This window comes from Hydrogenophaga sp. L99 (assembly GCF_058731905.1).
Window position 1 is genome coordinate 3,847,718 of the sequence record NZ_CM178972.1, and the last position, 25,396, is coordinate 3,873,113.

The 25,396-nt window shown below is 65.1% G+C and carries 24 protein-coding genes; 12 read left to right on the forward strand and 12 right to left on the reverse strand.

The features are described from left to right. The first annotated feature begins 9 nt into the window (after positions 1-9). From AC4QBL_RS18375 to AC4QBL_RS18400, 6 genes are all read left to right on the forward strand, one after another. Positions 10-801, forward strand: a complete 792-nt coding sequence (locus AC4QBL_RS18375; RefSeq protein WP_472900458.1) for an exodeoxyribonuclease III — start codon at positions 10-12, stop codon at positions 799-801. Between the two features lie 8 nt (positions 802-809). Continuing rightward, complete coding sequence (locus tag AC4QBL_RS18380; protein WP_472907486.1) at positions 810-1,448, forward strand: MBL fold metallo-hydrolase; 639 nt, start codon at positions 810-812, stop codon at positions 1,446-1,448. A 300-nt stretch (positions 1,449-1,748) separates the two neighbouring features. Continuing rightward, complete coding sequence (locus AC4QBL_RS18385) at positions 1,749-2,555, forward strand: SGNH/GDSL hydrolase family protein (protein ID WP_472907485.1); 807 nt, start codon at positions 1,749-1,751, stop codon at positions 2,553-2,555. A gap of 134 nt (positions 2,556-2,689) precedes the next feature. Beyond that, a complete protein-coding gene (locus AC4QBL_RS18390) occupies positions 2,690-2,818 on the forward strand; it encodes a hypothetical protein (protein ID WP_472907484.1) in 129 nt (42 codons plus the stop codon). A 155-nt stretch (positions 2,819-2,973) separates the two neighbouring features. Further along, on the forward strand, positions 2,974-3,840 hold the full coding sequence (locus tag AC4QBL_RS18395; protein ID WP_472907483.1) for a baeRF3 domain-containing protein: 867 nt from the start codon (positions 2,974-2,976) through the stop codon (positions 3,838-3,840). A gap of 45 nt (positions 3,841-3,885) precedes the next feature. Continuing rightward, complete coding sequence (locus AC4QBL_RS18400) at positions 3,886-4,230, forward strand: HPF/RaiA family ribosome-associated protein (protein ID WP_472907482.1); 345 nt, start codon at positions 3,886-3,888, stop codon at positions 4,228-4,230. A gap of 42 nt (positions 4,231-4,272) precedes the next feature. Here AC4QBL_RS18400 and AC4QBL_RS18405 read toward each other — a convergent pair whose 3' ends face one another. Continuing rightward, positions 4,273-6,057, reverse strand: coding sequence for a hybrid sensor histidine kinase/response regulator (locus tag AC4QBL_RS18405; protein ID WP_472907481.1), 1,785 nt, complete (start codon positions 6,055-6,057; stop codon positions 4,273-4,275). Further along, a complete protein-coding gene (locus tag AC4QBL_RS18410) occupies positions 6,057-6,764 on the reverse strand; it encodes a response regulator (RefSeq protein ID WP_472907480.1) in 708 nt (235 codons plus the stop codon). The genes AC4QBL_RS18405 and AC4QBL_RS18410 overlap by 1 nt, the downstream gene beginning before the upstream one ends. 467 nt (positions 6,765-7,231) lie before the next feature. Between AC4QBL_RS18410 and AC4QBL_RS18415 the strand changes: the two genes are divergently transcribed. From AC4QBL_RS18415 to AC4QBL_RS18425, 3 genes are all read left to right on the forward strand, one after another. Continuing rightward, complete coding sequence (locus AC4QBL_RS18415; RefSeq protein ID WP_472906699.1) at positions 7,232-8,269, forward strand: IS630 family transposase; 1,038 nt, start codon at positions 7,232-7,234, stop codon at positions 8,267-8,269. A gap of 58 nt (positions 8,270-8,327) precedes the next feature. Further along, a complete protein-coding gene (locus AC4QBL_RS18420; protein ID WP_472907950.1) occupies positions 8,328-10,460 on the forward strand; it encodes a hypothetical protein in 2,133 nt (710 codons plus the stop codon). 84 nt (positions 10,461-10,544) lie between these two features. Next, positions 10,545-11,138: a hypothetical protein gene (locus tag AC4QBL_RS18425; RefSeq protein WP_472907951.1), complete on the forward strand. Its 594-nt coding sequence runs from the start codon at positions 10,545-10,547 to the stop codon at positions 11,136-11,138. A 12-nt stretch (positions 11,139-11,150) separates the two neighbouring features. On the opposite strand, the gene AC4QBL_RS18430 is transcribed toward AC4QBL_RS18425, so the two are convergent. Continuing rightward, positions 11,151-12,029, reverse strand: a complete 879-nt coding sequence (locus tag AC4QBL_RS18430; RefSeq protein WP_472907952.1) for a M48 family metallopeptidase — start codon at positions 12,027-12,029, stop codon at positions 11,151-11,153. 59 nt (positions 12,030-12,088) lie between these two features. On the opposite strand from AC4QBL_RS18430, the gene AC4QBL_RS18435 reads away from it, so the two are divergent. Then, on the forward strand, positions 12,089-13,531 hold the full coding sequence (locus tag AC4QBL_RS18435) for an AmpG family muropeptide MFS transporter (protein ID WP_472907953.1): 1,443 nt from the start codon (positions 12,089-12,091) through the stop codon (positions 13,529-13,531). Here AC4QBL_RS18435 and AC4QBL_RS18440 read toward each other — a convergent pair. Continuing rightward, positions 13,501-15,096, reverse strand: a complete 1,596-nt coding sequence (locus AC4QBL_RS18440) for a class I adenylate-forming enzyme family protein (protein ID WP_472907954.1) — start codon at positions 15,094-15,096, stop codon at positions 13,501-13,503. The genes AC4QBL_RS18435 and AC4QBL_RS18440 overlap by 31 nt on opposite strands. A gap of 67 nt (positions 15,097-15,163) precedes the next feature. Between AC4QBL_RS18440 and AC4QBL_RS18445 the strand changes: the two genes are divergently transcribed. Continuing rightward, a complete protein-coding gene (locus tag AC4QBL_RS18445; RefSeq protein ID WP_472907955.1) occupies positions 15,164-15,805 on the forward strand; it encodes a response regulator transcription factor in 642 nt (213 codons plus the stop codon). A gap of 12 nt (positions 15,806-15,817) precedes the next feature. Here AC4QBL_RS18445 and AC4QBL_RS18450 read toward each other — a convergent pair whose 3' ends face one another. Beyond that, positions 15,818-15,991 carry a hypothetical protein gene (locus tag AC4QBL_RS18450; protein WP_472900451.1) on the reverse strand — a complete coding sequence of 58 codons (174 nt, stop codon included), beginning with the start codon at positions 15,989-15,991 and terminating at the stop codon, positions 15,818-15,820. On the opposite strand from AC4QBL_RS18450, the gene mltA reads away from it, so the two are divergent. Next, the gene (gene mltA, locus AC4QBL_RS18455; RefSeq protein ID WP_472907956.1) at positions 15,924-17,219 is read left to right on the forward strand and encodes a murein transglycosylase A; all 1,296 of its coding nucleotides are present in this window, start codon (positions 15,924-15,926) and stop codon (positions 17,217-17,219) included. The two genes, AC4QBL_RS18450 and mltA, sit on opposite strands and share 68 nt — an antisense overlap. A gap of 63 nt (positions 17,220-17,282) precedes the next feature. Here the strand turns inward: mltA and AC4QBL_RS18460 are convergent, their stop codons facing one another. The 7 genes from AC4QBL_RS18460 to AC4QBL_RS18490 form a co-directional block, all read right to left on the reverse strand. Next, positions 17,283-17,711, reverse strand: coding sequence for a FecR family protein (locus tag AC4QBL_RS18460; RefSeq protein WP_472907957.1), 429 nt, complete (start codon positions 17,709-17,711; stop codon positions 17,283-17,285). Between the two features lie 157 nt (positions 17,712-17,868). Continuing rightward, complete coding sequence (locus AC4QBL_RS18465) at positions 17,869-18,288, reverse strand: FecR family protein (protein ID WP_472907958.1); 420 nt, start codon at positions 18,286-18,288, stop codon at positions 17,869-17,871. Positions 18,289-18,459: 171 nt separating this feature from the next. Further along, positions 18,460-19,257: a tyrosine-protein phosphatase gene (locus AC4QBL_RS18470; RefSeq protein ID WP_472907959.1), complete on the reverse strand. Its 798-nt coding sequence runs from the start codon at positions 19,255-19,257 to the stop codon at positions 18,460-18,462. Next, complete coding sequence (locus AC4QBL_RS18475; RefSeq protein WP_472907960.1) at positions 19,254-20,474, reverse strand: hypothetical protein; 1,221 nt, start codon at positions 20,472-20,474, stop codon at positions 19,254-19,256. The genes AC4QBL_RS18470 and AC4QBL_RS18475 overlap by 4 nt, the downstream gene beginning before the upstream one ends. Next, complete coding sequence (locus AC4QBL_RS18480) at positions 20,471-22,045, reverse strand: J domain-containing protein (protein ID WP_472907961.1); 1,575 nt, start codon at positions 22,043-22,045, stop codon at positions 20,471-20,473. Before AC4QBL_RS18480 ends, AC4QBL_RS18475 begins: the two co-directional genes overlap by 4 nt. Before the next feature lie 25 nt (positions 22,046-22,070). After that, a complete protein-coding gene (locus AC4QBL_RS18485; protein WP_472907962.1) occupies positions 22,071-24,434 on the reverse strand; it encodes a GumC family protein in 2,364 nt (787 codons plus the stop codon). A 104-nt stretch (positions 24,435-24,538) separates the two neighbouring features. Further along, positions 24,539-25,345 carry a polysaccharide biosynthesis/export family protein gene (locus tag AC4QBL_RS18490; protein ID WP_472907963.1) on the reverse strand — a complete coding sequence of 269 codons (807 nt, stop codon included), beginning with the start codon at positions 25,343-25,345 and terminating at the stop codon, positions 24,539-24,541. Positions 25,346-25,396: the final 51 nt, after the last annotated feature.

Genomic DNA, 25,396 nt, shown 5'->3' on the forward strand with positions numbered 1-25,396 from the left:
GGGAATTCCTTGTTCAAACTGACCAGCCTCAACCTCAACGGCATCCGCTCTGCCAGCACCAAAGGACTGGAGGCGTGGCTCGCCGGGCACCAGCCCGATTGTATTTGTGTACAGGAAATCAAGGCGCAGGCCTCCGACCTGAGCGGCCGTTTTGAAGCGCTGGCGGGCTTGAATGGCTACTTTCACTGCGCCGAGAAAAAAGGCTATTCCGGCGTGGGCGTTTACACCCGCCACGAACCGAGCGACGTGGTGGTGGGCTTTGACGGCGGTGAATTTGACGCCGAAGGCCGTTATGTGGAACTGCGTTTTGACACGCCCGCGCGCAAGCTCTCCCTGATCAGCGTGTACTTTCCCAGCGGCTCGTCGGGCCCAGAGCGCCAGGAAGCCAAATACCGCTTTCTTGCCCTGATGTACCCGCACCTGATGGCGCTCAAAGGCGAGCGCGAGTTTGTCCTGTGCGGTGACATCAACATTGCCCACCAGCAAGCGGACCTGAAGAACTGGCGCAGCAACCAGAAAAACAGCGGCTTCCTGCCCGAGGAGCGCGCCTGGATGACCCAACTGCTCAGCGACGGCGGCCTGGTTGATGTGTACCGCCAGCTGCAGCCCGACACCACCGACGCCTGCTACACATGGTGGAGCAACCGCGGCCAGGCCTACGCCAACAACGTGGGCTGGCGCCTCGACTACCACCTGGCCACGCCCGCGCTGGCGGCGCACGCGCGCACCGAGGCCATCTACAAAACCGAGAAGTTCTCGGACCACGCGCCTATCACCATCGAATACGATTTTTCGATCTGAGACCCAACATGCTGCACTACCTCACCGTCCCCGTCACCGCGTTCGCCCAAAACTGCTCCATCGTCTGGTGCGGTGACACGCTGGATGCCGCCGTGATCGATCCCGGTGGTGACCTGGACCGGCTGCTGGCCGAAGTGAAGCGGCTGGGCGTCCACCTCAAGGCCATCTGGCTCACCCACGCGCACATTGACCATGCGGGCGGCACCGCCGAGCTGGCTGAGCGCCTGGGTCTGCCCATCATTGGCCCGCACCCGGGCGACCAGTTCTGGATTGATGGCCTGCCCCAGCAGAGCCAGATGTTTGGCTTTCCACCGGCGGGCCACTTCACGCCCACGCGCTGGCTGGCCGACGGTGACACGGTGCAGATCGGGCGCTGCACGCTCAACGTGCGCCACTGCCCAGGCCACACGCCTGGCCATGTGGTGTTTCACAGCCCCGAGGCGCAGCGTGCGTTTGTGGGCGACGTGCTGTTTGCCGGCAGCATTGGCCGCACCGACTTTCCGCAAGGCAACCACGCCCAGCTCATCAGCAGCATCCGGGAGCGCCTGTGGCCCATGGGCGACGACACGGTGTTCATACCCGGACACGGGCCTGAGAGCACGTTTGGTGAAGAACGGCGGTTCAACCAGCACGTGCGCGGTGCGTAGACCAGCCCGGCCTGCGCGCGGTGCTGCGGCGATCGGGACGCCCTTGGTCGGATCGGCCCGTTGGGGCATGCCGGGATGCTTCTCGGTCTGAGCGTGCATGCTGGGCTTCGGGGTTGTGGATGGCGTGCAGCTTTGTCACCCGGTGTGACCCGTCACCCCAGGCCAAGTCCACCGAGGAGTCTGCTCGGTGTCGCACCCAGGCCACAAAGCACACAGCTGTGTTCGGTGGCACACAGACGCACAGAGCGTTCGCGGGAAACATCCATGGTCTATGCGATGTATCCCATGAAAGCCCCTGTGTTGAACCGCTCTGTCCGCTCTGCTCCGACCAAGCTGGCACCCGCTGGCGGCACGCCCACGGCCAGCCTGCTGAGCCGTTGGCTGCCGTCTTTGCTGCTGCTGGTGCTCGCCGCAGGCGTGGTGCTGGTGGCGGTGCGTACTGTCAAAAACTTGCGAGAATCCGTCGAGTTGGTCCGTTTGAGTGAGCCACTGCAACACGCTCCGCGCGGGGCGCGCATGCGATTGCTCATTGTGGGCGACAGCACCGGGGTTGGCACCGGGGCTAGCGATGCACGGCGCAGCGTGGCCGGGCTGCTGGCCCGCGAGTTCCCGACCCTGCACATCGAAAACCGGGCCCGCGACGGTGCCACCCTGGCCGACGTGACCCGTCAGTTCGTGGGGCCCGGCCAATTCGATATGGTGCTGGTGCAGGCGGGCGGCAACGACGTCATCCGCCTGCGTGGGCTGGACGCGCTGCGCAGCGACTTGGACCGAATAGGGTTGCTGGCCCGAGAACGGGCCGACCAGGTGGTGATCATGCCGGCGGGCAACATCGGTAATGCCCCGTTTTTTCGCGCACCGCTTTCCTGGTGGATGACTTGGCGCTCGCGCCAGATGCATCACATCGTACGGGTGGCTGCGGAGCAGCACGGACTGGTTTACGTTGACTTGTTCCACGAGTACGACGCTGATCCGTTCGTCCTGCAGCCCGAGCTCAACGCGAGCGATGGCCTGCATCCCAGTGATGCGGGCTACCGAGCCTGGTTCGATGCGCTGGCGTTGCAGGCGGACCTGACGCGCCAGCTCGCGAATGCACGGGCGCCCTGATCCACTGCGGGCTGCAGCCCAGTCGGTGCGCTAGCGAACCGACCCCACCGGGGTGCCGCTCTAGCATGGGGCAACGATGGGTTGCGTGACCTGCCAGGTCTCGCGGCCCGCCGCATCCCCAGGAAAAACCACCCATGCATGCACTGACCCCCGACTCCCTGAAGGCGCTGACCGCAGGGGCCCAGCCGCCTTGCTTGTCGCTGTACCAGGCCACCCACCGCAGTCATCCCGACAACCGGCAAGACCCGGTCCGTTTTCGGTAAGGCATCGAAACGCTGGAAGCTTCCCTTCGGCAGGCCCATCCGCAAGCGGATGTGCAGGCGCTGGTGGCGTCGTTTCATGCGCCCGCCGACGATGAAACTTCTGGCAGCACACCCTCGACGGCCTGGCCGTGCTGGGCTGCGCCGATGTGTTCCGCGTGTTTGTACTGCCCCGCGCCATGCCCGAGCTTGCGCTCGCTGCCGACAGTTTCCACACCAAACCGCTGCGGCGTTTTCTTCAGTCGGTGGACCGCTACCAGGTGCTCAGCCTGAGCCGCGACAAGGCCCGTTTGTTTGAGGGCAACCGCGATGGCCTGGTCGAGATCGACCTGGCTGAACCGGTGCCGCGCACCTCGGTCGATGCGCTCGGCGACGAGCTCACCGAACCGCAGCAAACGGTTTCTTCGCACGGCGGCATCGGTCGGGGCAGCTCGCCCATGGTGCACAGCTCGGGCGGCAAGAAGGACGAATCGGACCTCGATGCCGAGCGTTACTTTCGCGCCCTGGACCGTGCTTTGCTTGAGCACCATTCGCGACCGAGCGGTTTGCCGCTGATGCTGGCCGCACTGCCCGAGCACCACCACCGTTTTCGCCAAGTCAGCCACAACAGCCTGCTGCTGCCCGACGGGCTGGAAACCAACCCCGAGGCGCTGGACATGGCCACCCTGAGCCAGCGCGCCTGGGCGGTCGTGCAACCCCAGTATCAAGCCCGCCAGCAGGCCTGGGGCGATGCATTTCAGGCCGCTCTCGCCAGCGGGCGGGGCAGTGACGACCTGAACGCGGTGGCCCAAGCCGCAGTAGAAGGCCGAGTGGCTTCGTTGCTGATCGAAGACGAACGGCAGGTGGCCGGCCGGCTGGACTCCAGCACCGGCCGGGTGAGCCTGGCCGAACGTTCAGCCCCCGCCGTGGACGACCTGCTCGACGACATTGGCGAACTGGTGGAGCAAATGGGCGGCGAGGTGCGCGTGATCCCCGCGCAGCGCATGCCCACCAAAACCGGTGTGGCCGCGACCTTCCGCCACTGAACGCGCCACCGCTGCGCCTATTCCATTGAACAACACGACACTCCCATGAAAATCCAGATCAACACCGACGCTAACATCCAGGGCAACGGGACCCTCGCCGAACAAGTGAGCACCACCGTCGAAAACGCGTTGCGGCACGTCAAGGACCACATCACCCGCGTGGAGGTTCACCTGGGCGACGAAAACGCAGGCAAGAGCGGCCAGAACGACCAGCGCTGCATGGTCGAAGCACGCCTGGAAGGGCGCCAGCCAGTCGCGGCAAGCGCGTTGGCGCCCACCTCGGCTCAGGCGGTGCAAGCGGCGTCAGACAAGCTCGTCCGTTTGCTGGCGACCCAACTCGGCCGCCTGGTCAGCGCACAGCGCAGCCCACGCCCGCCCGCGGGTGCATGAAGGAGGTCCAGCCTAGGCGGTGTACTTTTGCCTCGGAGATGTCTAGAGCCGTCCGTCGCTTTGCGCAGCATCGATCGGCTGCGCAGCCTGGCTGCCTAGCAGCCCAACCAGCGTATCCAGCCGCATCGGCTTGTGTAACAGCGGCAAACCGGCGAGCTCAATTGCTTGAAGCTGGGCAGACCCGACGTCACCGCTGACGATCGCGGCGGGCAGGCCCGGGTGCAGTTTGCGCAGGGCACGTACCACCTCGATCCCGTTGTCCTCGCCACGCAGCCGGTAGTCGGCGATGAGAAAGTCAGGGCGCTGACGCTTCGCTCCGCGCAATGCGCCAGCCAGGTCTTCGGCCTCCAGGCAGCGGCAACCCAGCTCTGTCAACAGCAGCGCGGTTGCGCTGCGAACGCCGGTTTCGTCATCGACCACCAGCACCGTAAGGTTCAGTTGCAGCCGCTGCTGCTGAGCTGGAAGGTGTTCCCACTCCTTGGCTGGCGTCGACAGTAGCGGCAGCAACAGCTCGAAAGTTGAGCCCTGACCTGGGTTTGAGTACAGTTTCAACGGTACACCCATCAGGCGGCACAGCCGACTGACGATGGAAAGGCCCAAACCCATACCCTTGGTGCGGTCTCGTTCCGGGTTGTTGAGTTGCACGAACTCGTGGAACACCTCGTCCAGGTGCTCTGACGCAATGCCGCAGCCGGTGTCTCGCACCGTTATCTTCGCGAAATCACCGCTTGTGCTCAGGTTCAGCCCGATCTCGCCTTGCTCGGTGAATTTGACTGCATTGCTCAGCAAATTGCGTAGGACGCGTTCCAGCAGGTTGGGGTCGGTGTGGACGTTCGCGTCCTGTGGTACTTCAAGCCGGGTAGTGAGACCTTTGGCCTGCGCGTCGTTTTGAACCTCATCCAACCTGCGTTGCAAAAAACGCCTCAGCGACAAGGGTTGTGCTGCCACCTTGACCACACCAGCATCAAGTTTTGAAATGTCAAGCAGGTCGTCAAGCTGCTGCGACAGGCTTTGCACCACCGAGTCGAGCAACGTCACCACCTCGGTGCTGGTGTCTTGCTGATGGCGCAGCTTGAGCACACCGGTCAACAGGGCAATTGTGTGAATGGGTTGCCGCAGATCGTGGCTGGCTGCCGCAAGGAAGCGTGTCTTGGCATGGCTGGCGGCTTCGGCTGCGCGAACAGCCACTGCTAGGCGATGGCTTTGCTGCGCTTCCTGATGCCGCATGGCTGCTGCATTTAGGAAGATGGTCCATGTGTCCCGCGCATAGCCCAGCAGGTTAAAACCGTAGACCGCGATCAGTAGGCCAAAGCCAACAGCGAGCCAAGGACGCTCCTGTGCCGCAGCAGACAGCGTCCACCAGGCCAACACCAGGCCAGCGATGATCGGCGCTAGGTAGGGAATGTAGGTTCGAGGATGGCCAGCGGTATAAACCACAGCTCCGGTTGCCATCACCAGCAGGATCACGGTGTGCAGCGACTGCTCAAACGCATCCATCAGTGGGAAAAATGCCAGTGAAATGGCCTGTGTCACACCGGATCCCAGAGCCGACGCGCTGGCGATGTTGACGCGCTGTGACAGCGGCCGCGCCGATGTCGACTGGCAGGCTGACACCTCGCTCCAGATGCGAAAGCCCTGGCTGGCCAGCACCACACAGAACCACAGGGCAAACCAACGCCAGTGCTGCAAGGGGGACCAAGCCAGCGCCACAACCAAGGCACTGGCGCCGCATACACCGAACAGCACGCGGGTGCTTGTACCCACCCGCAGCAGCAGCATGGCCTCTTCGGCATCGGCCCGGATCTCTGGAGCAAAACCCTCGGCCACTAGAACACCTTCAGGCCTTTGCGGGACAGCGAGTAAATGGCCTCGGTCCGGCTGCTCACGTTGAGTTCACGGTAGACCGCATTGAGGTGTTGCTTGACGGTTCCCTCTGAAATGCCAAGGGTGCGTGCGATCAGCTTGTTGGACTGTCCCTTCACGGCCCACACCAGTACTTCAATTTGACGCGGTGTGAGTTGCGGATAGGCCCCCTGCAGCGACAGAGCGCCTTCGACCTTGTTCTCGGCGGGCGTGTTGGCCGGAGCGTCCAGTACGCTGGCCGGGAGGTAGATGCCGCCATGCGAGGTGATGCGGATCGCATCAATCAGCAATTCAGACGATGCTTCTTTTGGCACGAAACCCACAGCGCCCGCTTCAATCGCTTCGTGCACACGCCGCGAGCTTGATTCGGCAGAAATCACCACAATCCGCATCTGCGGTTGCAGGGCCATGAGCGTGGCGATCAGTTCAGCGCCACCTGTTGAGTTCGCGCCCATGTTCCAGTCCACCAGGAGCAAGTCCCAAGGCCCATTCTTGGCCATCGAAATTGCCTGGTCTGCGCGTGTGCAAGATGCGACTTGCGAAGCCACGCCCAAGGTTTTGAGCAAAAGCTTGAGTCCGTCGCAAAACATTGAATGATCGTCAACGATCAGCACACGCATGCAGGCCTCCTGTCTGATTTCCCCCCCAACCGGCAGCTGTGCGTCGCGCACCCTTCAGACTGCGTCTACAAGATAGCATGCAGCGTGATCTTTTGTCCTGTATCAGGTGCGGATTGTGTCGGTCCATAACCAAAAACTGGGATGCCTGCGATTTGTGCCGGAACCACAAACCCTCCCAAATTTAGGCTTGGTTTAGGACGATGTCCAGCTCGCGGCACGCTCTACTTGCTCCGAAAAATGGCTAACGCCGCTAAAGCGGATTCCAGGGCCAACGGTTGCTGTCAACTTGCACGCCAATCAGGCCGCACAGCTGCGCAGGAGGACATGGATCGGCATCACTGCAAGAGTGCAGTTTCTATAACTTTTGGGGGAGGCCGCTGTGTCCTGTTGTAACTTTAGGGCAATGGCATCCCAAGTCTCAGCCGCTGACACTGCACTCCTGCGCCAGGTCTCTGTCCGACCTATAGATAAGGCCCGTTAAAGTCTGAACTTTGTCTGATTTTCGCGATCAGAGTGTCATGGAAAAAGAAAGCGCAAGAAGTCAGACACTGGAGCAACTTCACGAACGACGCAAACAGGTCGTGAGGCTGTACAGACAAGGCACCAAGATCATGCAGATCGTCACGATGACGGGGCTGAGCTACCCGACAGTGCGAACGGCTATCGATCTGTTTGACGCTGGCGGCTGGGGTGCGATACGTCCCGCTGTTCGTGGACGAGCCAGAGGCGATGGCCGGGTGCTCGGTCAGGCGCAGGAAGATACCATCCAGCGCCTGATCATCGACAAACGCCCCGAGCAGCTCAAGATGGATTTCAGCTTGTGGAGCCGGGCCGCAGTGGGTCAGCTCATCGAACAGGAATTTGGCATCAAGCTGCAAGTGCGCAGCATCGGCAAGTACCTCACCCGCTGGGGCTTCACACCGCAAAAGCCCATCAAGCGCGCTTACGAGCAAAGCCCTGCTGCCGTGCAGGCTTGGTTGGAGGGCGAGTACCCCGGCATTGAGCAGCGCGCCAGGGCCGAGGGGGCCGAGATTCACTGGGGCGACGAGACGGCCTTGGTCAACACCGATGTGCGCGGCAGGAGCTTCGCGCCAGCGGGCAAAACACCGGTGGCCATGGCCGTGGGCGGCACCCGTCAAAAGCTCTCCATGATTGCCACGGTGACCAACCAGGGCAAGACGCGGTGGATGATCATTGACGAGGCTTTCGATGCTGAGAAGCTCATCGAATTCCTACAAGCTTTGATCAAGGACGCGGGTAAAAAAGTCTTTCTGATTCTGGACAACCTGCGGGTCCACCACAGCAAGCTGGTGAAGGCTTGGGTGGCTGAGCGGCAGGACCAGATCGAGTTGTTCTACCTGCCCAGCTACAGCCCACAGCTCAACCCAGAGGAGCGGCTCAATGCGGACTTGAAGCAGGAGATGGGCAAGCGCGTGCCGGTGCGAACCAAGGCCAAGCTACGCGATGCGGCCAACGATCACATGGCGATGCTGGAGCAAAACCCCGAGCGCGTCATGAGCTACTTCCAGGACCATCACGTTCGATATGCAGCTTAAGACTTCACAGGGCCGGATCAATAGCATGTTTAGGCGGAACGAATTAGGGAGACACACCATGCAACGCGAATACATCCAATACGGCCGGGCGTTCGCTGCCGCGTGCCTGATCGCATGGCTGGCGGCCTGTGGGGGTAGCAACAACCCTCCTTCGGCCAGCCCGCCGCCTGCGCCTGCTGCACTGGTCGGCACCGCTGCAATTGGTGCGGCACTGCCCAACGCTCTGATTTCAGTGACCGACCGAATCGGTGTATCGGCATGCACGAACGACCCGGTGACCACCGGTCCAGATGGTGGGTACCGGTGCGTGCTGAGCATTGCCAGCCAGGCGCCGTTTGCCGTCGTGGTCACCGACCCCGATGGGCTTGTGAACCCCATGATCAGCATCGTTGCGACCAAGCCGGCCACAGGTTCAGAGTCCACCGCCAACGTCACGCCGCTGACCACAGCTATCGCGGCGCAACTGGATATCAACAGAGATCCGTTCGCACTTCTCAAGGACCCTGCTGCCCTGGCGAGTGTGAGTTTGGGAGACTTGGCTGCCGTTACGGCCAACGTGGTGACCCAATTGGCTGCCGTGCTGCAGAGCGTTGGTGTTGACCCCGCCACCTTTGACCCAGTGACTTCACCTTTTGTCGGCGGCAGTGGCACAGGGGCTGACCAAATGCTGGATCAGATTCGAATCACCTTTGACAACGGTACCCCTGCGATTTCGAATGTGCTCAACCCGGGCGCGCCCTCTGTGCCATTGGCCGGAACTAGCTCCAGCAGTGTTTCAGCTGTTAGCACCGCGACGGTTAGTACTGCAACGTTCAGCTTGCGAGAGCTGGACTTTGCGAAAATCGAACTGGAGCGTTGTTTCGCTGTGCCGGCAGCGAACCGGGCGCCCAACCCAGACACCGTCAACCGTCGACTGCAGGGCGTCGCGCCTGAATGCGAGGACTTCGTAGCCAGTGCGGGCGACGCGCCCAACGTGGACATCGATTTCCTGCACAACGGGTACGACCCGGAGGCCTATTTTTATGGTCTGTTGACCAGCGCCGACATGGACGGCGCACAGTTCAACCTTCCAGAGTTGATGCGTTACACCCCGCGCTCAGACGGGCGCGATGAAGCCTTGCTGAACATTAAGTTCCGCGACCGGAACGGCTTTATCGATAACCGTATCTTGACCGCCAAGAAGTTTCCTGGCTCGCGATCCAGCGGAACACAATGGTGGTTGATTGGTAATCAGCGCCCTGTTGATGTGTTCATCCGTGCCGCGATTCGGCAGCGTGAGCAGACCATTCCCCAGTCCATCCTGGACGGCTCCTCTTTCTTCAATAACGCGCCGCGAAGCCGGTTTGAGGTGGGCCTGGAAATCTTTGTCCAGCGTCCGAACAACGGCGGAACAGTCAACTTCTCCAACAACCCCAACAACGCAATCCGTTACGTCCGGGTCAGCGGGCCCGGCCTGCCCACCAACGGCCTGGTGTTGGGCGACGTCTCACCCAACCTGCCGCAGAATTGGATGGGCATCCTCAATGCAACGGGCAGCAACCCCAACGAGGTGACCACCACGCAGCAGCTTGCAAGCTCCACCAGCAACATCTTCCGTATCCAGCGCACCCAGGGCATCACTGGGACAGCCGCGATCACGTTACGACCCAATCCCAATGTGGGTTCTGCCACCGTGTCATTCATCGAATGGGCCCACCCCACCATGTACGGCGAGCCACCCAGTGCAAGCTGGCAGTTCGACCTGTCCACTGTGCCAGCTTGGTCGCTTTATACCTTCAGGGCCTATTGCGGCACCGAAGTTGCGCCTTGCCACACCTTTAACTCGCGTATCACGACGCCACTGTTGCCCGCGCAGTACGCGGCGACCCAACAGTGGCACAGCTTTAATCCGGTGAGTCGCGCATTTGTGACCGATGGTGCCGCCGCTACCAGCAGCGCAGAGATCGCCTGGACGTCCAACGCCCTGGCCGAGCGCATCGGATCGGTCAACGCGTACAGCTTCAGTCCTGCGGGTTCGGTGAATTCCCCCAGTACCGGTGTGCCCAAAGGGATTTTCAGCCGGACCGTTTCGTCTGTGGGTGGCAGTTTCCCGGTAATTTCCGTCACTGACAACCTGTCGGGTCGATCGCTGCAGATCCGTCACACGATGCTGGATGGCAGTTACAAGGATCACCTGATTCAGTTCAACTGACCGCCCAGACTTTCCTTGAATGTGCCAGTCGGCTGTCATTGACGGTGTCGCTTGTCAATCGTTCAAACTTTTGGGAGAGCCATTATGTCCGTATTCGCTCGTTTGATTTGCTTGTTGGCCCTGTCCGGGGCGCCGTGGGCCGCCTTCGCGCAGACCGCTGAAATGCCCGCGCCCGAAGCCTATGCGGTGGGCGAGTCGTGGGAGTGGCGGCGGGTTGATGCCCTGACCAAGCTGGAAGAGGCACGCATCGTGGCTACAGTGGCCAAGTCCGATGCTGGCCCCGTCTTCTCGATGGACGGCAAGACCGTGCCCATCGCGGAGCGTCTGATACAGGGTCCGTACAACCCGTCAGCCAAGCCTTGGCGCGTATGGCCGCTGGTGGTTGGCAAACGCTGGGAGTTTGAGGCTGACTGGGCACGTCCCGATGGTGTGACCGGCAGCACCCAGCAGAAGGTGGAGGTGGAGGCGTACGAGGAAGTCACCGTGCCAGCTGGCAAGTTCATGGCCTACAAGATCGTGCACCGCGGATTCTTCAGAAATTCCAGAGGCAACAGCGGCCAGCAGGATGACACGTTTTGGTACGCACCAGACGTCAAATCCGACGTGAAGTTTGAACGCAAATCCAGCCGACCGGTTTTTGTGACTGAGTTGATGAGCCACAAGCGCTCCGCGCCCTGAGGTAAACGCTGGTCACTCCCTGCGCGCCGCCTCGTACAACCCCTGCACCTTGGGCACATTGGCCTGCAGGTCGCGTATGCGGTTGGGTCCGCTGGGGTGGGTGGACAAAAAGCCTGGCCCCGCGCCGTTTGAAGCAGCGGTCATTTTTTGCCACAGGCTCACGCTGGCCTGGGGCTTGTAGGCGGCGCGGGCGGCGAGTTCCAGGCCCACCAGATCGGCCTCTGACTCGTCTTCGCGGCTGAACTTCAGGGTCAGCAACTGCGTGCCCAGGCCGGCGGCCACGTTGCCCAGTTCGCCCAGGCCCAGCAGCTGCGCGCCCAGGCGCAGGCCGAGGTTGGTGGCGCTGCTTTTGGCCACCCGTTCCCGGGCGTGCTCGCGCAGCGCGTGGGCCATTTCGTGGCCCATGATCATGGCGGCCTCGTCGTCGTTCAGTTTGAGCTTGTCCAGAATGCCGGTGTAGAAAGCGATCTTGCCCCCGGGCATACAAAACGCGTTCACCTGCGGGCTCTGGATCAGGTTCACTTCCCATTGCCATTGGGTGGCGCGCGCGTTCCAGGCTGGTGCGTGCGGGATGATGCGCCGCGCAATGGCACGCAGGCGCTTGACCTGCGGGTGGCTGGCGGGGAGCAGGGCCTGTTGGCCGCCAGCCTCGCCCATCATTTGGGTGTATTGCTGCCGGGCAGCGCCTTCTAGCTCTTCGGCGGGCACCAGTTTGCGCAGCGCAGACGATTTGCCCACGTCCACCTGCGCTGCAGCAGGCAACGCGGCCGCCGCTGCGCCTGCCAACACAAAGGCGCGCCTGGCGGACCACACGGGTTGCCCGCCCGCTGAGGCCGTAGCGGGCGAGGGAGCAGTGGACGAGGCCGAACGGAGGTCGCAGAAAATGCACATAGGTCAATAATAGACAAAGCAGCGCATCTGCGCCTGCACAAGCCAATCTGCCCCAACCGATGCCGCTGCCCCCGCCCACCGCCTTGCCCGCTGCGCCCTCCGCAGCCACCGAACCCGACGCCCCTGCCGCCGAGCCGAAGCCCACTTGGGGTGAAACCCTGCGCGTGTACCTGGAGCCTGCCAGCCTGCGCATGTTTGCGCTGGGGTTTTCGGCCGGGTTGCCGCTGCTGCTGGTGCTGGGCACGCTGAGTTTTCGGCTGCGCGAAGCCGGGCTGGACCGCACCACCATTGGTTACCTGAGCTGGGTGGGGCTGGCCTATGGTTTCAAGTGGTGTTGGGCGCCGTTGGTGGACCGCATGCCCATTCCCCTGCTCACACGCCTGATGGGCCGGCGGCGCAGCTGGTTGCTGTTGTCGCAGCTGGCCATCATGGCGTCGCTGGTGGGTATGGCGCTGGCCGACCCGCGCAGCCAGCTCACGCTGGTGGTGTGGTGTGCGCTGGCGGTGGCGTTTGCTTCGGCCACCCAAGACATTGCGCTGGACGCCTTTCGCATCGAGTCGGCCGACGCGCGCCACCAGGGCGCGCTGGCCGCGACCTACCAGACCGGTTACCGCCTGGCCATGATCTGGGCCGGCGCTGGCGTGTTGTGGCTGGCGGCCCGTGCCGAGGTGGCGCCTGCTGCGGCCACCGCCGGGGCTGTCGGGCCGGGGGTGCTGTACCAGCAGGCGGCCTGGACGTCGGCCTACCTGGTCATGGCGGCCAGCATGCTGGTGGGCGTGCTCACGGTGCTGTTTACGCGTGAGCCGGTGCGCGTGGCTTTGGCCCCGTCAAAAAACGCGGCCGAGTGGCTGCGCAGCGCGCTGGTGGAGCCGTTTGCTGACTTCTTGAAGCGCTACGGCAAGCAGGCCCTGTTGATCCTGGCGCTGATTGGTGTGTACCGCATCAGCGACGTGGTGATGGGCATCATGGCCAACCCGTTTTATGTGGACATGGGCTATACCAAGGACGAAGTGGCGGCGGTGACCAAGGTCTACGGCATCATCATGACGCTGGTGGGCGCCTTCATTGGCGGCGCGCTGTCGCTCCGGCTGGGCGTCATGCGGGTGCTGATGCTGGGCGCCGTGTTGTCGGCGGCTAGCAACCTGCTGTTTGCCTGGCTGGCTGGGCACGGGCACGACGTGACAGCTCTGATTGCCGTGATTTCTGCCGACAACCTCAGCGCGGGCGTGGCTTCGGCAGCGTTCATCGCCTACCTGTCGAGCCTGACCAACGTGACCTATTCGGCCACGCAATACGCACTCTTCAGCTCCATGATGCTGCTGGCGCCCAAGTGGCTGGCGGGCTATTCGGGTGCGTTTGTGGACGCTTACGACTACGCCACTTTCTTCACTGCCACCGCGTTTCTGGGTGTGCCGGTGCTGGTGCTGGTGTGGCTGGCCACGCGGTTGCAGCCCGCCGCCGTGGCGCAGCCTCAACCGGCCGACGCTGCCAACACCCTCTGAAGCGTCGCCTTTTGCACCTTGCCCAGCGCGGTTTTGGGCAAGGCGTCTGCCCGCAACCAGCGGCGTGGCCACTTGTAGCGCGCCAGCCGCCCGTCCAGAAACTGCTGCAGCGGTAACGCCCAGTCAGCACCAGGCGGCATGCCTGCGCGCAGCACCACCACGGCCACCACCGTTTCGCCCCAGCGGGTGTCTGCCTGGCCCACCACGGCGCATTCGGCCACGCTCGGGTGTTGCGCCAGCAGGTTTTCAATTTCGGCGGGGTAGATGTTTTCGCCACCCGAAATGATCATGTCTTTGGCCCGGCCCACCACGGTGTGGCTGCCATCGGCCGCCTGTTGCGCCAGGTCGCCGGTGTGGAAGAAGCCGGCGCCGTCCAGCGCGGGGCGGTCGGGCCAGTAGCGGTGCACCACGTTGGGCGCTCGCACCCACAACTCACCCACGGCGCCGGGCGCCACCGGCCGGCCTTGCGCGTCGCTTAGCACCACGTCCACCCCCGGTGCTGGCCAGCCGCACGAGCCCACGTGGCTGCGGGCGTGCGTGGGCGGCAGGGCCATGGAAAACGGCCCGGTTTCGGTGCTGCCGTACACATTGCACACCGGCACGCCCCGCGCCATGAAGGCCCGCAGCGGCTCGGGGGGTAGCAGGCTGGAGCCGGCCCACACCGCGCGCAGGCCAGCAATGTCGGTGGCCGCCCACTGGGGGTGGCTGGTGAGGGCTTGCAGCGTGGCGGGCACCTGCAGCGTGAGCGTGGGGCGCTCGTGCTGGATGCAGGCCAGCGTGGCGGTCGCGTCAAAGCGCGCAAACAGCAACACGTGTGCGCCCACCGACAGCGCCGGCAGGGTTTGTATGCCCAGCCCGCCCACATGAAACAGCGGCAGCACCGTGAGCACCGTATCGGCGGCGGTCAGACCCTGCACCTGCGCGGCAATGGCCATGTTGGCCAGCAAATTGCCCTGGGTGTGCACCGCGCCTTTGGGCTGCCCGGTGGTGCCCGATGTGTAGACCAGCAGCAGCGGTGTGTCCAGCCCATCGGCGCCTGCATCGGAGGGCCGCGCGGGTTCGCTGGCGGTGCTCAGCGCCTGCACCGGCCACAGCGCCAAGGGCTGCTCAAGCCGGTGCGGCAGTTCGTGCGCGGCCGTGGCCAAGGTGTCGTCGTGCACCAGCAACGTGGGCGCGCAGTCTTGCAGCACCGCGCACCACTCGGCGGGAGAGAGTCGGTGGTTCAGCGGCACCAGCACGGCGCCCAGCCGCGCCAGCGCAAACAACAGCGCCAGCTGCGCCGGGTGGTTCAGGCCGAGCCAGGCCATTCGGTCGCCGCGTTGCAGGCTGGGAGCCAGTTGGGTCGCGATGGCGTTCACGCGATTGGCCAGGCCCGCGTACGTGAGCTGGGCCCAAGGCCCATCGGGCGCCGTGCCTGCCGGGTCGCGCCAGCTGAGCGCCAGCGCGTCGGGGCGCTGCGCCGCCAGTTGGTGCAGCAAAGCGCCGAACGACACCGCGGGCAGGGCCGGCGCGGTGTGAATACCAGCGGGTGATGGGGCGCCAGGCCCGGGCGGTGTGGTCCACATTCTGGCGACTTTACGCGAGCCGTGGCGCGGCGAGAGCCGCCGCACAGAGCGCTATAGTAGAAAACTTATGGCTTCCCTCTCCACCCTGCACCCCGACGCCAAAATTTTCCTGGTGGACGACGATGCCAGCGTGCGCGAAGCGCTGGCGTGGTTGCTGCGCACCCGCCGGCTGCTGAGCGAGAGCTATGACAGCGCCGACGCGTTTCTGGCCGAAATGGAAAGCTGGCGCCGCGAGCCCGACGTGCCGTGTTGCGTGTTGCTCGACGTGCGCATGCCCGGCATGAGCGGTCTGACGCTGTTTGAACACCTGCTCACCCTGCCGTGGCAAGCGGCCATGCCGGTCATCTTTTTGTCTGGTCATGCCGACGTGCCCACCGCGGTGGATGCGGTCAAGCGCGGTGCGTTTGATTTTTGCGAAAAACCGTTTTCGGATAACGCGCTGGTCGACCGGGTGGAGCAGGCGCTGGCCCAGTCGGCGCAGGTGCTGGCGCAGCGCCAGACGCAGCGCAGCGTGCAGCAGCGGGTAGACAGCCTGACCGAGCGCGAGCGCGCCGTGATGGACCTGGTGGTGGCTGGCCTGCCCAACAAGCTGGTGGCCGATCAGCTCAACATCAGCGTGCGCACTGTGGAAGTGCACCGCTCGCGCGTGTTTGACAAAATGGGCGTGAAGTCGGCTGTGGAACTGGCCAATGCGCTGCGTGCCCCATGAGCCTGAGCGGTGTCAGTCCTTGGCGCGGGTGTCGTTTGCCGGTGCGGCTTTCTCTTTTTTTTCCTGCTCATCGTCCATCACGCTGTCGGGCAATTCGCCATTTTTGCGACCCGAAAACATGGTCCACCACACGATGAACACCAGCAACACCAAGGCGCCCAGCGCTTCAAGCAACAACAAAGTCATGGATCGTTTCAGTGTGGGGGTTAACCGAGAGGAAAAAACGGCGGCCCAAGTGCCGTCGGGCGGAGCTGGTCAACGGTGGGTCGGCTTGCGCCTGTCGCTGGCAGCGCTGATTGTAGGAACCCTGGCCGCCTGCGCGGTGGACCCGGGCCCATACCCGACGCCCGCACCGGTCACCCCCGCTCCAACCCCTGCGCTCACCGGTGACGAACCCTTGCCACCTGCCATCCAGCGCGGCAAAAGCCGCTGGACGCCGGTGCGCTGGGCCGATGTGCCCGGCTGGGGGCAGGACAGCCTGCACGAAGTCTGGAACGCCTGGGTGCGCGGCTGCGAGCGGCCCGCGCCCGGCCAGGCAGCGCTGTGCGCCGAGCTGCGCCAGCTCGCCATTGCCACACCCGCCGAACAGCACGCCTGGGTGGTGCGCCGCTTTGTACCCTACCGCGTGGTCGAGACCGATGGCACCGAGCCCCAGGGCCTGCTCACCGGGTACTACGAGCCCATCATGCCTGCCAGCCGCGTGGCCACCGCCACCCACCGCACACCGCTGTATGCGCCGCCCGCAGGGCTGCGCTCGGGCCAGCCCTGGTACAGCCGCCAGGACATCGACACCCTGCCCGCCGCGCAGAGCGCGCTGCAGGGCCGCGCCATTGCGTGGCTGGCCGATCCGATCGACGCGTTGATTCTGCAAATTCAGGGCTCAGGCCGGCTGAACATCACCGAAACCGATGGCAGCCAGCGCCAGGTGCGCGTGGCATTTGCGGCGCACAACGGCCAACCCTACAAAAGCGTGGGCCGCTGGCTGCTCGACCAGCGCGCCATTCGCGAGGCCTCCTGGGACGCCATCAAGGCCTGGGCCGCCCAAAACCCGCAGCGGCTGAACGAGATGCTATGGAGCAACCCGCGCACCGTGTTCTTCCGCGAAGAAGCGCTGAGCGAATTCGACGCCCGCTTTGGCCCGCGCGGCGCCCAGGGCGTCCCGCTCACGCCCGGCCGCTCCATTGCGGTGGACCCGCAGAGCATTCCCTATGGCACCCCGGTGTGGCTGGCCACCCAGGGCCCCACGCTCAACCTGCAAAAACTGGTGATGGCGCAGGACACCGGTGGTGCCATCGTGGGCGCGGTCCGCGCCGACCTTTTCACCGGCTGGGGCAGCTGGACCGATCCCGCCTACACCGTGGCCGCCGCGCTCAAGCAACCCCTGCAGCTGTGGGTGCTGTGGCCGCGCCCATAAAAAAAGAGCCTCAAAGGCTCTTTTTTGTCGCCGGCACCTTGCTTGGCCCGCTGGGTGTCGGGTTCAGTTGCCGCTCACCGGGGCATCACCGCCGCCACCGGCCAGGCCCAGCACCAAGGCCGCTGCACCGCCCACCAGCAGCAGGTTGGGCACCTGCATGCCCCCGGCTGCGCCCGCGCCTGCCGCGGCGCCGGGCAGGGCCGCCAGGGCCTTGCACTCCGACTCGGACACGGCAAACACCTCGTTGGGTTTGAGGGTCACGCGGCAACCGCTGTCAAACGAAATGGAAACCCTGCCGGTGGAGGTCGTCATCACGCGCGCGCCCTCGAACAGCGGCATGTTTGCAGCGGCATTGCTCATCTGGTTCTGAAACCCGACGGTTACCAGGCCTTCAGCCGTCACAATCTTGGCAATGGGCTGGGCGGGTGCGGTTTGCGCCACCGCCGATGCGGCGGTCACCATGAGGGAAAGAGCGAGTGCGTGGTGCTTCATGTGGGGTTTTCCTTTTGGGCGAGATCGTAGGCGACGGGTCGGCTCAAGTCAAGACAGGCGGCGAGGAAGCCACAAGCCCTGGCCTCGCCCATGAAAAAAGAGCCCTGAGGCTCTTTTTTCTGTGCGGCAGGCCCGCTGATCCGGACGTCGGTGGCGATCAGTTGCCGCTCAACGGCTGGTCATCGCTGCTGCCGCCCACCAGGCCCAAACCGAAGCCGGCCACGCCGGCGAGCACCAAGGCGTTTTGTGCGGGGGTGCCGAACGCGGCGCCACCGGCGGGCAGGGCCGCCAAGGCCTTGCATTCCGACTCGGACACGGCAAACACCTCGTTGGGTTTCAGGCTCACGCGGCAACCGCTGTCAAAGGAAATGGTGACCCGGCCGGTAGACGTGGTCATCACACGCGCACCCTCGAACAGTGGCATGTTGGCGGCGGCATTGCGCATCTGGTTCTGGAATCCGACGGTCACCAGGCCTTCCGATGCCACCACTTTGGCCACCGGCTGGGCCGGTGCCGTTTGCGCCACCGCAGCAGTGGCGGCCATCAGCAGTGACAAGGCGAACAAGTGATTTTTCATCTTTTTCCTTCGGTAGGCGAATGATTCAGTTTGACTTCAGTGTAACCGCAGGTCACAGGCTATGCCCTGCCAAGTCAAGAGAGGCGTCGTTTTAACCTGGAAACGGCAGTGGGACAGACCCGCCAGCCATCACCGCTGCAGTCCTGCAGCGCCCGGTGGGGCGGCGCCGTGTCATGCCTGGCGGCCAAAACCGGGCAGCAGCTTGCTCAGCCAGCCTGTGCGGCGGGCGGGCACAGGCAGGGCGGGGGCCAGCCCGGGGGCCAGGTTGTCCAGGATGGCTTGCGGCCGGTGCAGCACCAGCTGCGCGCGCTCCTGCGCTCCGATCAACCGCTCCACCACCTCCAGCGCGGGCGTGAGTTGCGGCAAACGTCGGCCGGTCGAGTGCGCATCGGTGGCCAGAATGTGGGTATGTCCGTCGATCAGGAATTTGTCGGCCCAGTATTTGGCCCGTTTGCCAAACATCCCCGTCAGCGCCCCGGCCGTCACCTGGATCCAGGCGCCCTGGGCAATCAGGCGAACAAACACCGGGTAGTGGGTTTCCACCCACGTCAGGCGCTCCGGGTGCGTGATGACCGGGGTGTAGCCGGCGGCCACCAGGTTGAACACCGATTCCTCGAACCGCGGGGGCGGCGTGGTGTGCGAGGGCTCCAGCAGCAGGTAGCGCGAACCGTTCAGGGTCGGCACCCGTCCGGCGCGCAGCCCGTCCAGCAACTCCGGCACCAGGTGCGCGTCGGCGCCCAACACAAGCTTCAGCGCAATGCCGCGCTCGTCCAGCGCGGCCTGCAGCTTCTCGCGCGCCTGCCCGATGCCGGTGGCATCGTTCATGTACATGCCGGGGTAAATGTGGGGCGTGCACGCCATGGTGTGGATGCCGTCGGCCACGGCAATGCGCGCCATCTCCAGCGCCATGTCCAGGTCTTTTGCGCCGTCGTCTATGCCCGGCAAAATGTGGCTGTGCAAGTCAATCAAGGAAGCCTTTCGGTCGAGCGCAACTCGAACTGGTCAAACCACACCTCACCGCGCAACCCGGTGGTCGCCTCGTACGCGGCAAAGGTCTGCAGCGACAACTGCACGCCCACACCGCAGGCGGGCGGCACCCGCACGGCGGCGGTGATCTTTTCCCAACGCCCCGCCGAATCTTGGATGGCCGCCGTGCGCGCGAGTTCCTGGCGGGTCGAGGCACAGGTCCACACCCATGCCAGACCCTCGTTGCTGCGCAGGCCGCGAGACCGGGCGCTGCCGGTGAACAGGTAGTCGCCCGGCGGCAGCACCAGGTGCTGGCTCACCACCGGCAGGGCGATGGACCGGCCCGTGAACGCCACCTCCAGCACCCGGCCCTGCTGTCCCATCCGGGGTTGCTGCACCCGTGCACCCGCCCGGTAGGGGTTGGTGTCGGTCACATTCCAGTCAAATCCGTGTTTCACGAAATCCTGTTCGAAGTCGCCATTGAACAGCAGGCCCAGCGGCCGGTTCCACACATGCAGCCACACCGCATGGGCGTCCAGCCAGGCACCGCCGGCAATCAGGTGCTGGATCAGCACCTGCGCCAGCGCCGGCGTGATCAGCCCCAGCGGCATGGCGGCTTGCACCACCGGCATGGCCTGCACCATGGGCACCTTCGCCGCCGGCAGGCTGCGCAGCACCGGTTCGAGCCAGCGGCCGTCGGACTGCAGCTGGCCCAACAGGGCGTCCAGCAAGGCGCGGTGCTGTCCGGCCTGTCCCACCATCAGGGCCAGCGTGCGCGCGGCTTCGCCATCGCCGTGAAACTGCGCCAGAAGCACCAGATGCGCCACCGCGTCGGGCCAGCGCCCCTGCTGCAGCGCATCGTTGGCCTGCAGGCGCAGCACCTGGCGCTGCTGGGGCGCCAGCTGGGCGGCGGCGTGCAGCAGGGCCTGGCGGTCCAGCCCCGGTGTGCCCCCGGGCGTCTGGGCCAGGGTGGCCAGCGCCGTCAGCGGACGCGCATCGCCGGGGTTGGCCGCCACCTGCGCGCGCAGCGCCTGCACCTGCTGCGCCGGCGCTTGCGCGGCCAGGGCTTCGCAGCGCGCCAGTGGTGGCCACTGTTTCAACGCGCAAGCCTGCTGCAGGTTGCTCTGCATCGCCATCCAGCCCAGCCACACGGCCGCCGCCAGGCCCAGCGCTGCCAGCGCCAGCGAGATGGCCGCAGGCGATCGGTGCGCTGCGGTCATTCCGCCACCAGCCGGGCCAGCACCGGGTCGCTGCCCTGCGACCGGAAATACGCCCGCAGGTGAAAGTCTTTGACCGAGGCCTGTTGTTTCTCGTCCTGCAGCCGCAGCTGCACCACGCCGTCCACCACCAGCTGTTCGGCCGCAAACCGGGGCGTGAAGCGCACCTGCCCCAGGCCCGTCACGCGGGCGCCCCCGAGCGTCTGGTGGTATTTCCGGACAAACTGCGCGGCAAACGCATCGGTGCGCGAAGACCGTTCGAGCCACTGCAGCGCCTCTTCGCCCCGCCCACTTTGCAGGGCCAGCGTCACGTTCGACAGCACCGGTTGCACCTGGCCCATGTGGATCACCGGCCCCTGGGTGCTGGCGGGTGTGGCGCCCGCCGGTTTTTCAGTCAGGGGCCGCTCACCGGCGGTCTGCGGCAAGGGGACGTCCGCCGCCAGCCGGGCCACCTTGGCGGCTTCATCGCCCAAGGTCACGGGTGCGGCCTGCACCGGGGGCATATAAATCACTTCCCGCAGGGGTGCCTCGGGTCCGCTGGGGCGCACTGCGGCCACCATTGCCACGGCAGGCTGGGCCGCGCGCGCCGGGAACCGTGCAGATGCCGGGGGTTTTTCGGCTGGCTGAACCGCGCTGGCCACCGAGCGCTCCGTGTGGGTCTGGGGCGCCGCCGGGCGCACAGGGGCGACTGCCCGTGCGGCTGTCATCTCAGGTTGCGGTGCCACAGGAACGGACGCTGGCGCCGGGTGGCGCTGCGCCACGAAAACGTCGGGGGATGACAGCGGTGGTGGCAGATCCGGGAGGCCCGGCAGGTTCGGCCGATCCGCTTGCTCGGTGGGCACCCGCGGCGCCTCCGCGGCGGCAGGCAGCGGGGCGGGCAGGGCGGCCACGGCGGGGTCGGTGCGTGGGCGGGCCACCGTCAGCGAGCCATCTTCGGCCGACGGCCACATCACGATGCCCAGCAGCACGGCGACCAGCGCCACGCCCGCCGGCACAACCGCCCGCCGGCTCGCCGGCTTGCGCCGATCCGCTGCGGTCGCCCGCAGGGCCTGCGGCAAGGGGAGCGGGGATTGCAGCGCGCGCACCAGCGCCTCGTTCGAATCCGGGGGCTGGCCCTGGACCAGCGTCGCGTGGTACGCCGCCCGCCGCGGAGGGGAAGACAGCACGTCGTTGGCGATGTTGATGCGCGCCGCCGCATCGGCGGGCCAGGACTCACCCGAGGCCAGAAAATCCGGGTGCGTCAGGCGAATCATCAGCCGGTAGTGTTCCCGCAGCACCTCTGCGGCCACCCCCGGCTGCACCCCCAGCAGCGTGTAATGGTCAGCGCCGGGGCGCAGCAGCACGGTGCGCACAAAAAACCGCGCCGCCTGGCGCACGCGCGCCTCCAGATCGGCGTCTGTCCCCAGTCCGTCCACCGTGCGCCCCGCCGCCAGCATCAACACCAGCTGCAGATGCTCGAACACCGGGCGCGGCTCGCGCATCGCCACCGGGTAACGCCCCGGCATGTGCTGAAAATCCAGCAGCGCAGCGCACACCGCCTGGCGGCCGGTGGCCTGTGGCTTTGTGGGGCCCATGGTGTGGCTTGGCCTCAGCGGGGCTTCAGCCGGCCCGCACGGGGCCGTCAAGCTCCGGCTCGCTGCTTTGCGCCACGGCGGCTTGCGCCGGCGCCTTGGCGCCAGGGGCGCCATAGCCGTAATAGCTCTCGCTGCTGTAGTCGTGGCCGTGCTGGTTGCTGGCGTGCGTGAGCACCATGCCCATGGGCAGCAGGCCCGCGTTGCGCAAGCGGCGCAGCGAATCCTTGATGCTGGAGCGCCGCGTGCTGCCCGCTTTCACGGCAAACACGATGTACTGGATCTGGTTGCCCAGCACGATCGAATCCGCAATGCCCAGCAGCGGCGGGCCATCCACGATCACATGCTCGTAGCCCAGCTCCTGGGCCTTGTCGAGCAGCAGCATGAACTTGGCGCCCATCAGCAATTCCACCGGATCGGGCGGGTTCGGGCCCGCAAGCATCACCGACAGGTTGGGAATGCCGGTCTGGTAGGCCAGCACGTCGCTGTGTTGCGTGCCCGAGAGGAAGTTGGACAGGCCCATCTCGTTGGGCACCTTCAGCATGTGGTGCACCGACGGGCTGCGCATGTCCGCATCGATCAGCAGCACCTTTTTGCCCAGTTGTGCAAAGTTGATCGCCAGCGCCATGGCGGTGGTTGACTTGCCCTCGCCCTTGCCGCAGCTGGTCACCATCAGGCGCCGAGGCGCCCCTTCCGTGGTGGAGAACTGCAGCGCCGTGCGCATCGAGCGGTAGGCCTCGGCAAACGGGCTGCGCGGGTCTTCGTGCGCCAGCAGCGCGGCCGAGTCGGCGGCGCCCTTTTTCTTCAGCAGCGGAATCCAGCCCAGCAGCGGCAGACCGTAGGTCGCTTCGATCTCGTCGGCATGTTTGATCGAGTCGTCCAGGTTCTCGCGCAGGAACGCCAGGCCCAGGCCCAGCAACAGGCCCAGGCCCATGCCGATGGCCGCATAGCGCAGGGGTTGCGGGCTGAACGGGAACAGCGGCGTGCGGGCCTCGTCCACCACCGCAATGTTGTTGGTGGTCAGGCCACCGGTCACGGTGACCTCCTTGAGCCGCTGCAGCAGGCTGTCGTACACCTGCCGGTTGGTGTCGAGTTCGCGCTTGAGCAGGTTCAGGTCCACGCTGCGGTCCTGCACCGCCAGCACCTCGCTGCGGGTCTCGCCCAGGCGGGCCCGAAACTGCTGCTCCTGGCGCTTGGCCGCTTCAAACTGCCCCTTCACCGACGCCACCACCACCGCAATTTCGGCCTTGATGCGGGCATTCAGCTCGTCGATCTGCGCCTTGGTCTGCACCATCTTCGGGAAATCCGGCTTGTAAATGCTCAAGTTCATCGCGTACTCGGCTTCCAGCTTGGCCTTTTGCTCCTTGTAGGTCTGCACCGCCTTGCTCTCCAGCACCTGGGGTGTGCTCTCGGGGCTGCGCAGCACCTCGTTGTACAGAGACTCGGCCTTGATCCGCTCCTGCTCCACCCGCGCGAGCGCGGTGGAAAAGTCGGCGAAGTTCTGGTTCGCCACATTGGTCTTTTCGTCCAGCACCAGAATGGCGTTCTGCTTGGCGTAGGCGTTGATCACCCGCTCCGACTCCTCCAGCCGGGCCTTGGTCACCTTGATCTGGTCTTCCAGAAACGTCTTGGCGTACACCGACGACTCCAGCTTGCGCTCCAGGTTCATCGCAATGAAGGTTTTGGCAATGGTGTTGGCAATGCGCGCCGCCAGCTCGGCGTTGCTGTTCACCACCACAATGTTCACCAGCCGCGAGTTGCGCACCGGCTCGATGCTGACCGACCCCATGAACGCACCCACGGCACCGTTGCGGCCCAGAAACTGTTCGTCGGCCACCGACGGCGTGCTCAACTGCCGGTAGTTCGCCAGAATCCGGTCCAGAAAACCCAGGCTGCCCGGGGCCGGCGCATCGGTGGCGTCCAGCGGGCCAGCGTCGCCTGCCTGGGGCGCCAGCGCCCCGGCTGCTGCACGGCTCTTGTCCAGGCCCATTTCGTCCACCACCCGCTCGGCCAGGCCACGGCTTTTCAGCAGTTCAATCTGCGTCTGCAATTGCGAGCCGTCGTCATACACCTGCTGCTCGGTGTCCACGTCCTGGTTGAACGCCACCACCCGCTGCGCGCTGCGCTCGATCTGCACCAGCACGCTGGAGCGGTACAAAGGCGTGCCGCGCAGGCTCTGCACCGTGGCCGCGAGACCGCACAGCAAGGTCAGCGCCAGCAGCATCCACTTGTATTTCAGGACGATGCGCAGCAAGTCCTTGATGTTGAGGGCGTCGTTCTCCTGCTCGTCGGACTCGTCGCGCAACACCTGCGTCTGCAGGCCGTTGGGCTGGCGCAAGGCCAGGCTGCGTGAGGCCGGCGGCAGGGCGGGCAGGGGATCGCGTGTGGACATGGGGAAACTCGACTACGGGGGGAGGGCATTGAAGGGCACGTGGCAGCGGCGTGCCCGTGAAAGCGCTTCGCCATAACGGCGAAGCCCACGGGCGGCTCAGCCGCTCATTTGGCCGTCAGGCTCGAAAACGGGTTGATCGAATCGATGATGTCGCGAAACAGCGAATCGCGCAGCGCAGCGCGTGCCGGGCTGCGTTTGACCACGATCACATCGTCGGCCACGATCACCGGGTCTGCGGCCTCGCCTTTGCGAATCCTTTCCAGGTCAAAGCTCAGGGTCTGCTGCGGGCCCTGGGCCACGGAGCGAAACAGCATGATCTCGGTCAGGTCGGCAAATTGCCCGCCACCGCCGGCCAGCGCCAGCGCCCGCAACAGCGTCAACTGCCCCGTCACCGGGTAAATGCCGGGCTTGGCCACCGCGCCTTCAATCGTGATGCGCTGGGTGGTGAACTCCTTGATGAACACCGATACCTGCGGGTCCTGCAGGTATTTTTCAGCGTACTTCGCGGCAATGATCGCCTCGGCCTGCTGCGCGGTCAGCCCAGCCAGCGACAGGTTGCCCACCAGCGCCAGCGACACCATGCCCGACGAATTCACGCGCACCGTGCGCTTCAGGTCGGGCACGCCAAACACCTCCACCTCCAGCAGGTCGTTGGGTCCCACGCGGTAGTCGGTGCCCACACCGGCCAGTGCGTTCAGGGGCTGCCCCGGCAGCAGGGGGGCGTTGCCCAGCGTCTGGTTGGCGGCGTTGTCGTTGGCCACCGGCTGGCGGCCGGCCGCCACGGGCATCGGCACGGTGGCCGCGTTTGCCACCGCCGGCTCTTGTGGCGGTTGTGGCGCTTGTTGCGCCCACAGCGCCGCCGGCAGTGCGGCCATGCACCACACGGTCAAGCGGCTCAGGAAAAATTTCATGCCAAAGGTCTCAAGGGGCTGCCCAAAAAAAGAGCGTGCAAGATAGCACGA

Coding starts and splice junctions, on each gene's coding strand:
- AC4QBL_RS18380 (WP_472907486.1), top strand. CDS start 810: ATGCTGCACTACCTCACCGTCCCCGTCACCGCGTTCGCCCAAAACTGC.
- AC4QBL_RS18390 (WP_472907484.1), top strand. CDS start 2,690: ATGCATGCACTGACCCCCGACTCCCTGAAGGCGCTGACCGCAGGGGCC.
- AC4QBL_RS18400 (WP_472907482.1), top strand. CDS start 3,886: ATGAAAATCCAGATCAACACCGACGCTAACATCCAGGGCAACGGGACC.
- AC4QBL_RS18415 (WP_472906699.1), top strand. CDS start 7,232: ATGGAAAAAGAAAGCGCAAGAAGTCAGACACTGGAGCAACTTCACGAA.
- AC4QBL_RS18420 (WP_472907950.1), top strand. CDS start 8,328: ATGCAACGCGAATACATCCAATACGGCCGGGCGTTCGCTGCCGCGTGC.
- AC4QBL_RS18425 (WP_472907951.1), top strand. CDS start 10,545: ATGTCCGTATTCGCTCGTTTGATTTGCTTGTTGGCCCTGTCCGGGGCG.
- AC4QBL_RS18430 (WP_472907952.1), bottom strand. CDS start 12,029: ATGTGCATTTTCTGCGACCTCCGTTCGGCCTCGTCCACTGCTCCCTCG.
- AC4QBL_RS18435 (WP_472907953.1), top strand. CDS start 12,089: ATGCCGCTGCCCCCGCCCACCGCCTTGCCCGCTGCGCCCTCCGCAGCC.
- AC4QBL_RS18440 (WP_472907954.1), bottom strand. CDS start 15,096: ATGTGGACCACACCGCCCGGGCCTGGCGCCCCATCACCCGCTGGTATT.
- AC4QBL_RS18445 (WP_472907955.1), top strand. CDS start 15,164: ATGGCTTCCCTCTCCACCCTGCACCCCGACGCCAAAATTTTCCTGGTG.
- mltA (WP_472907956.1), top strand. CDS start 15,924: ATGGTCCACCACACGATGAACACCAGCAACACCAAGGCGCCCAGCGCT.
- AC4QBL_RS18450 (WP_472900451.1), bottom strand. CDS start 15,991: ATGACTTTGTTGTTGCTTGAAGCGCTGGGCGCCTTGGTGTTGCTGGTG.
- AC4QBL_RS18460 (WP_472907957.1), bottom strand. CDS start 17,711: ATGAAGCACCACGCACTCGCTCTTTCCCTCATGGTGACCGCCGCATCG.
- AC4QBL_RS18465 (WP_472907958.1), bottom strand. CDS start 18,288: ATGAAAAATCACTTGTTCGCCTTGTCACTGCTGATGGCCGCCACTGCT.
- AC4QBL_RS18475 (WP_472907960.1), bottom strand. CDS start 20,474: ATGACCGCAGCGCACCGATCGCCTGCGGCCATCTCGCTGGCGCTGGCA.
- AC4QBL_RS18480 (WP_472907961.1), bottom strand. CDS start 22,045: ATGGGCCCCACAAAGCCACAGGCCACCGGCCGCCAGGCGGTGTGCGCT.
- AC4QBL_RS18485 (WP_472907962.1), bottom strand. CDS start 24,434: ATGTCCACACGCGATCCCCTGCCCGCCCTGCCGCCGGCCTCACGCAGC.
- AC4QBL_RS18490 (WP_472907963.1), bottom strand. CDS start 25,345: ATGAAATTTTTCCTGAGCCGCTTGACCGTGTGGTGCATGGCCGCACTG.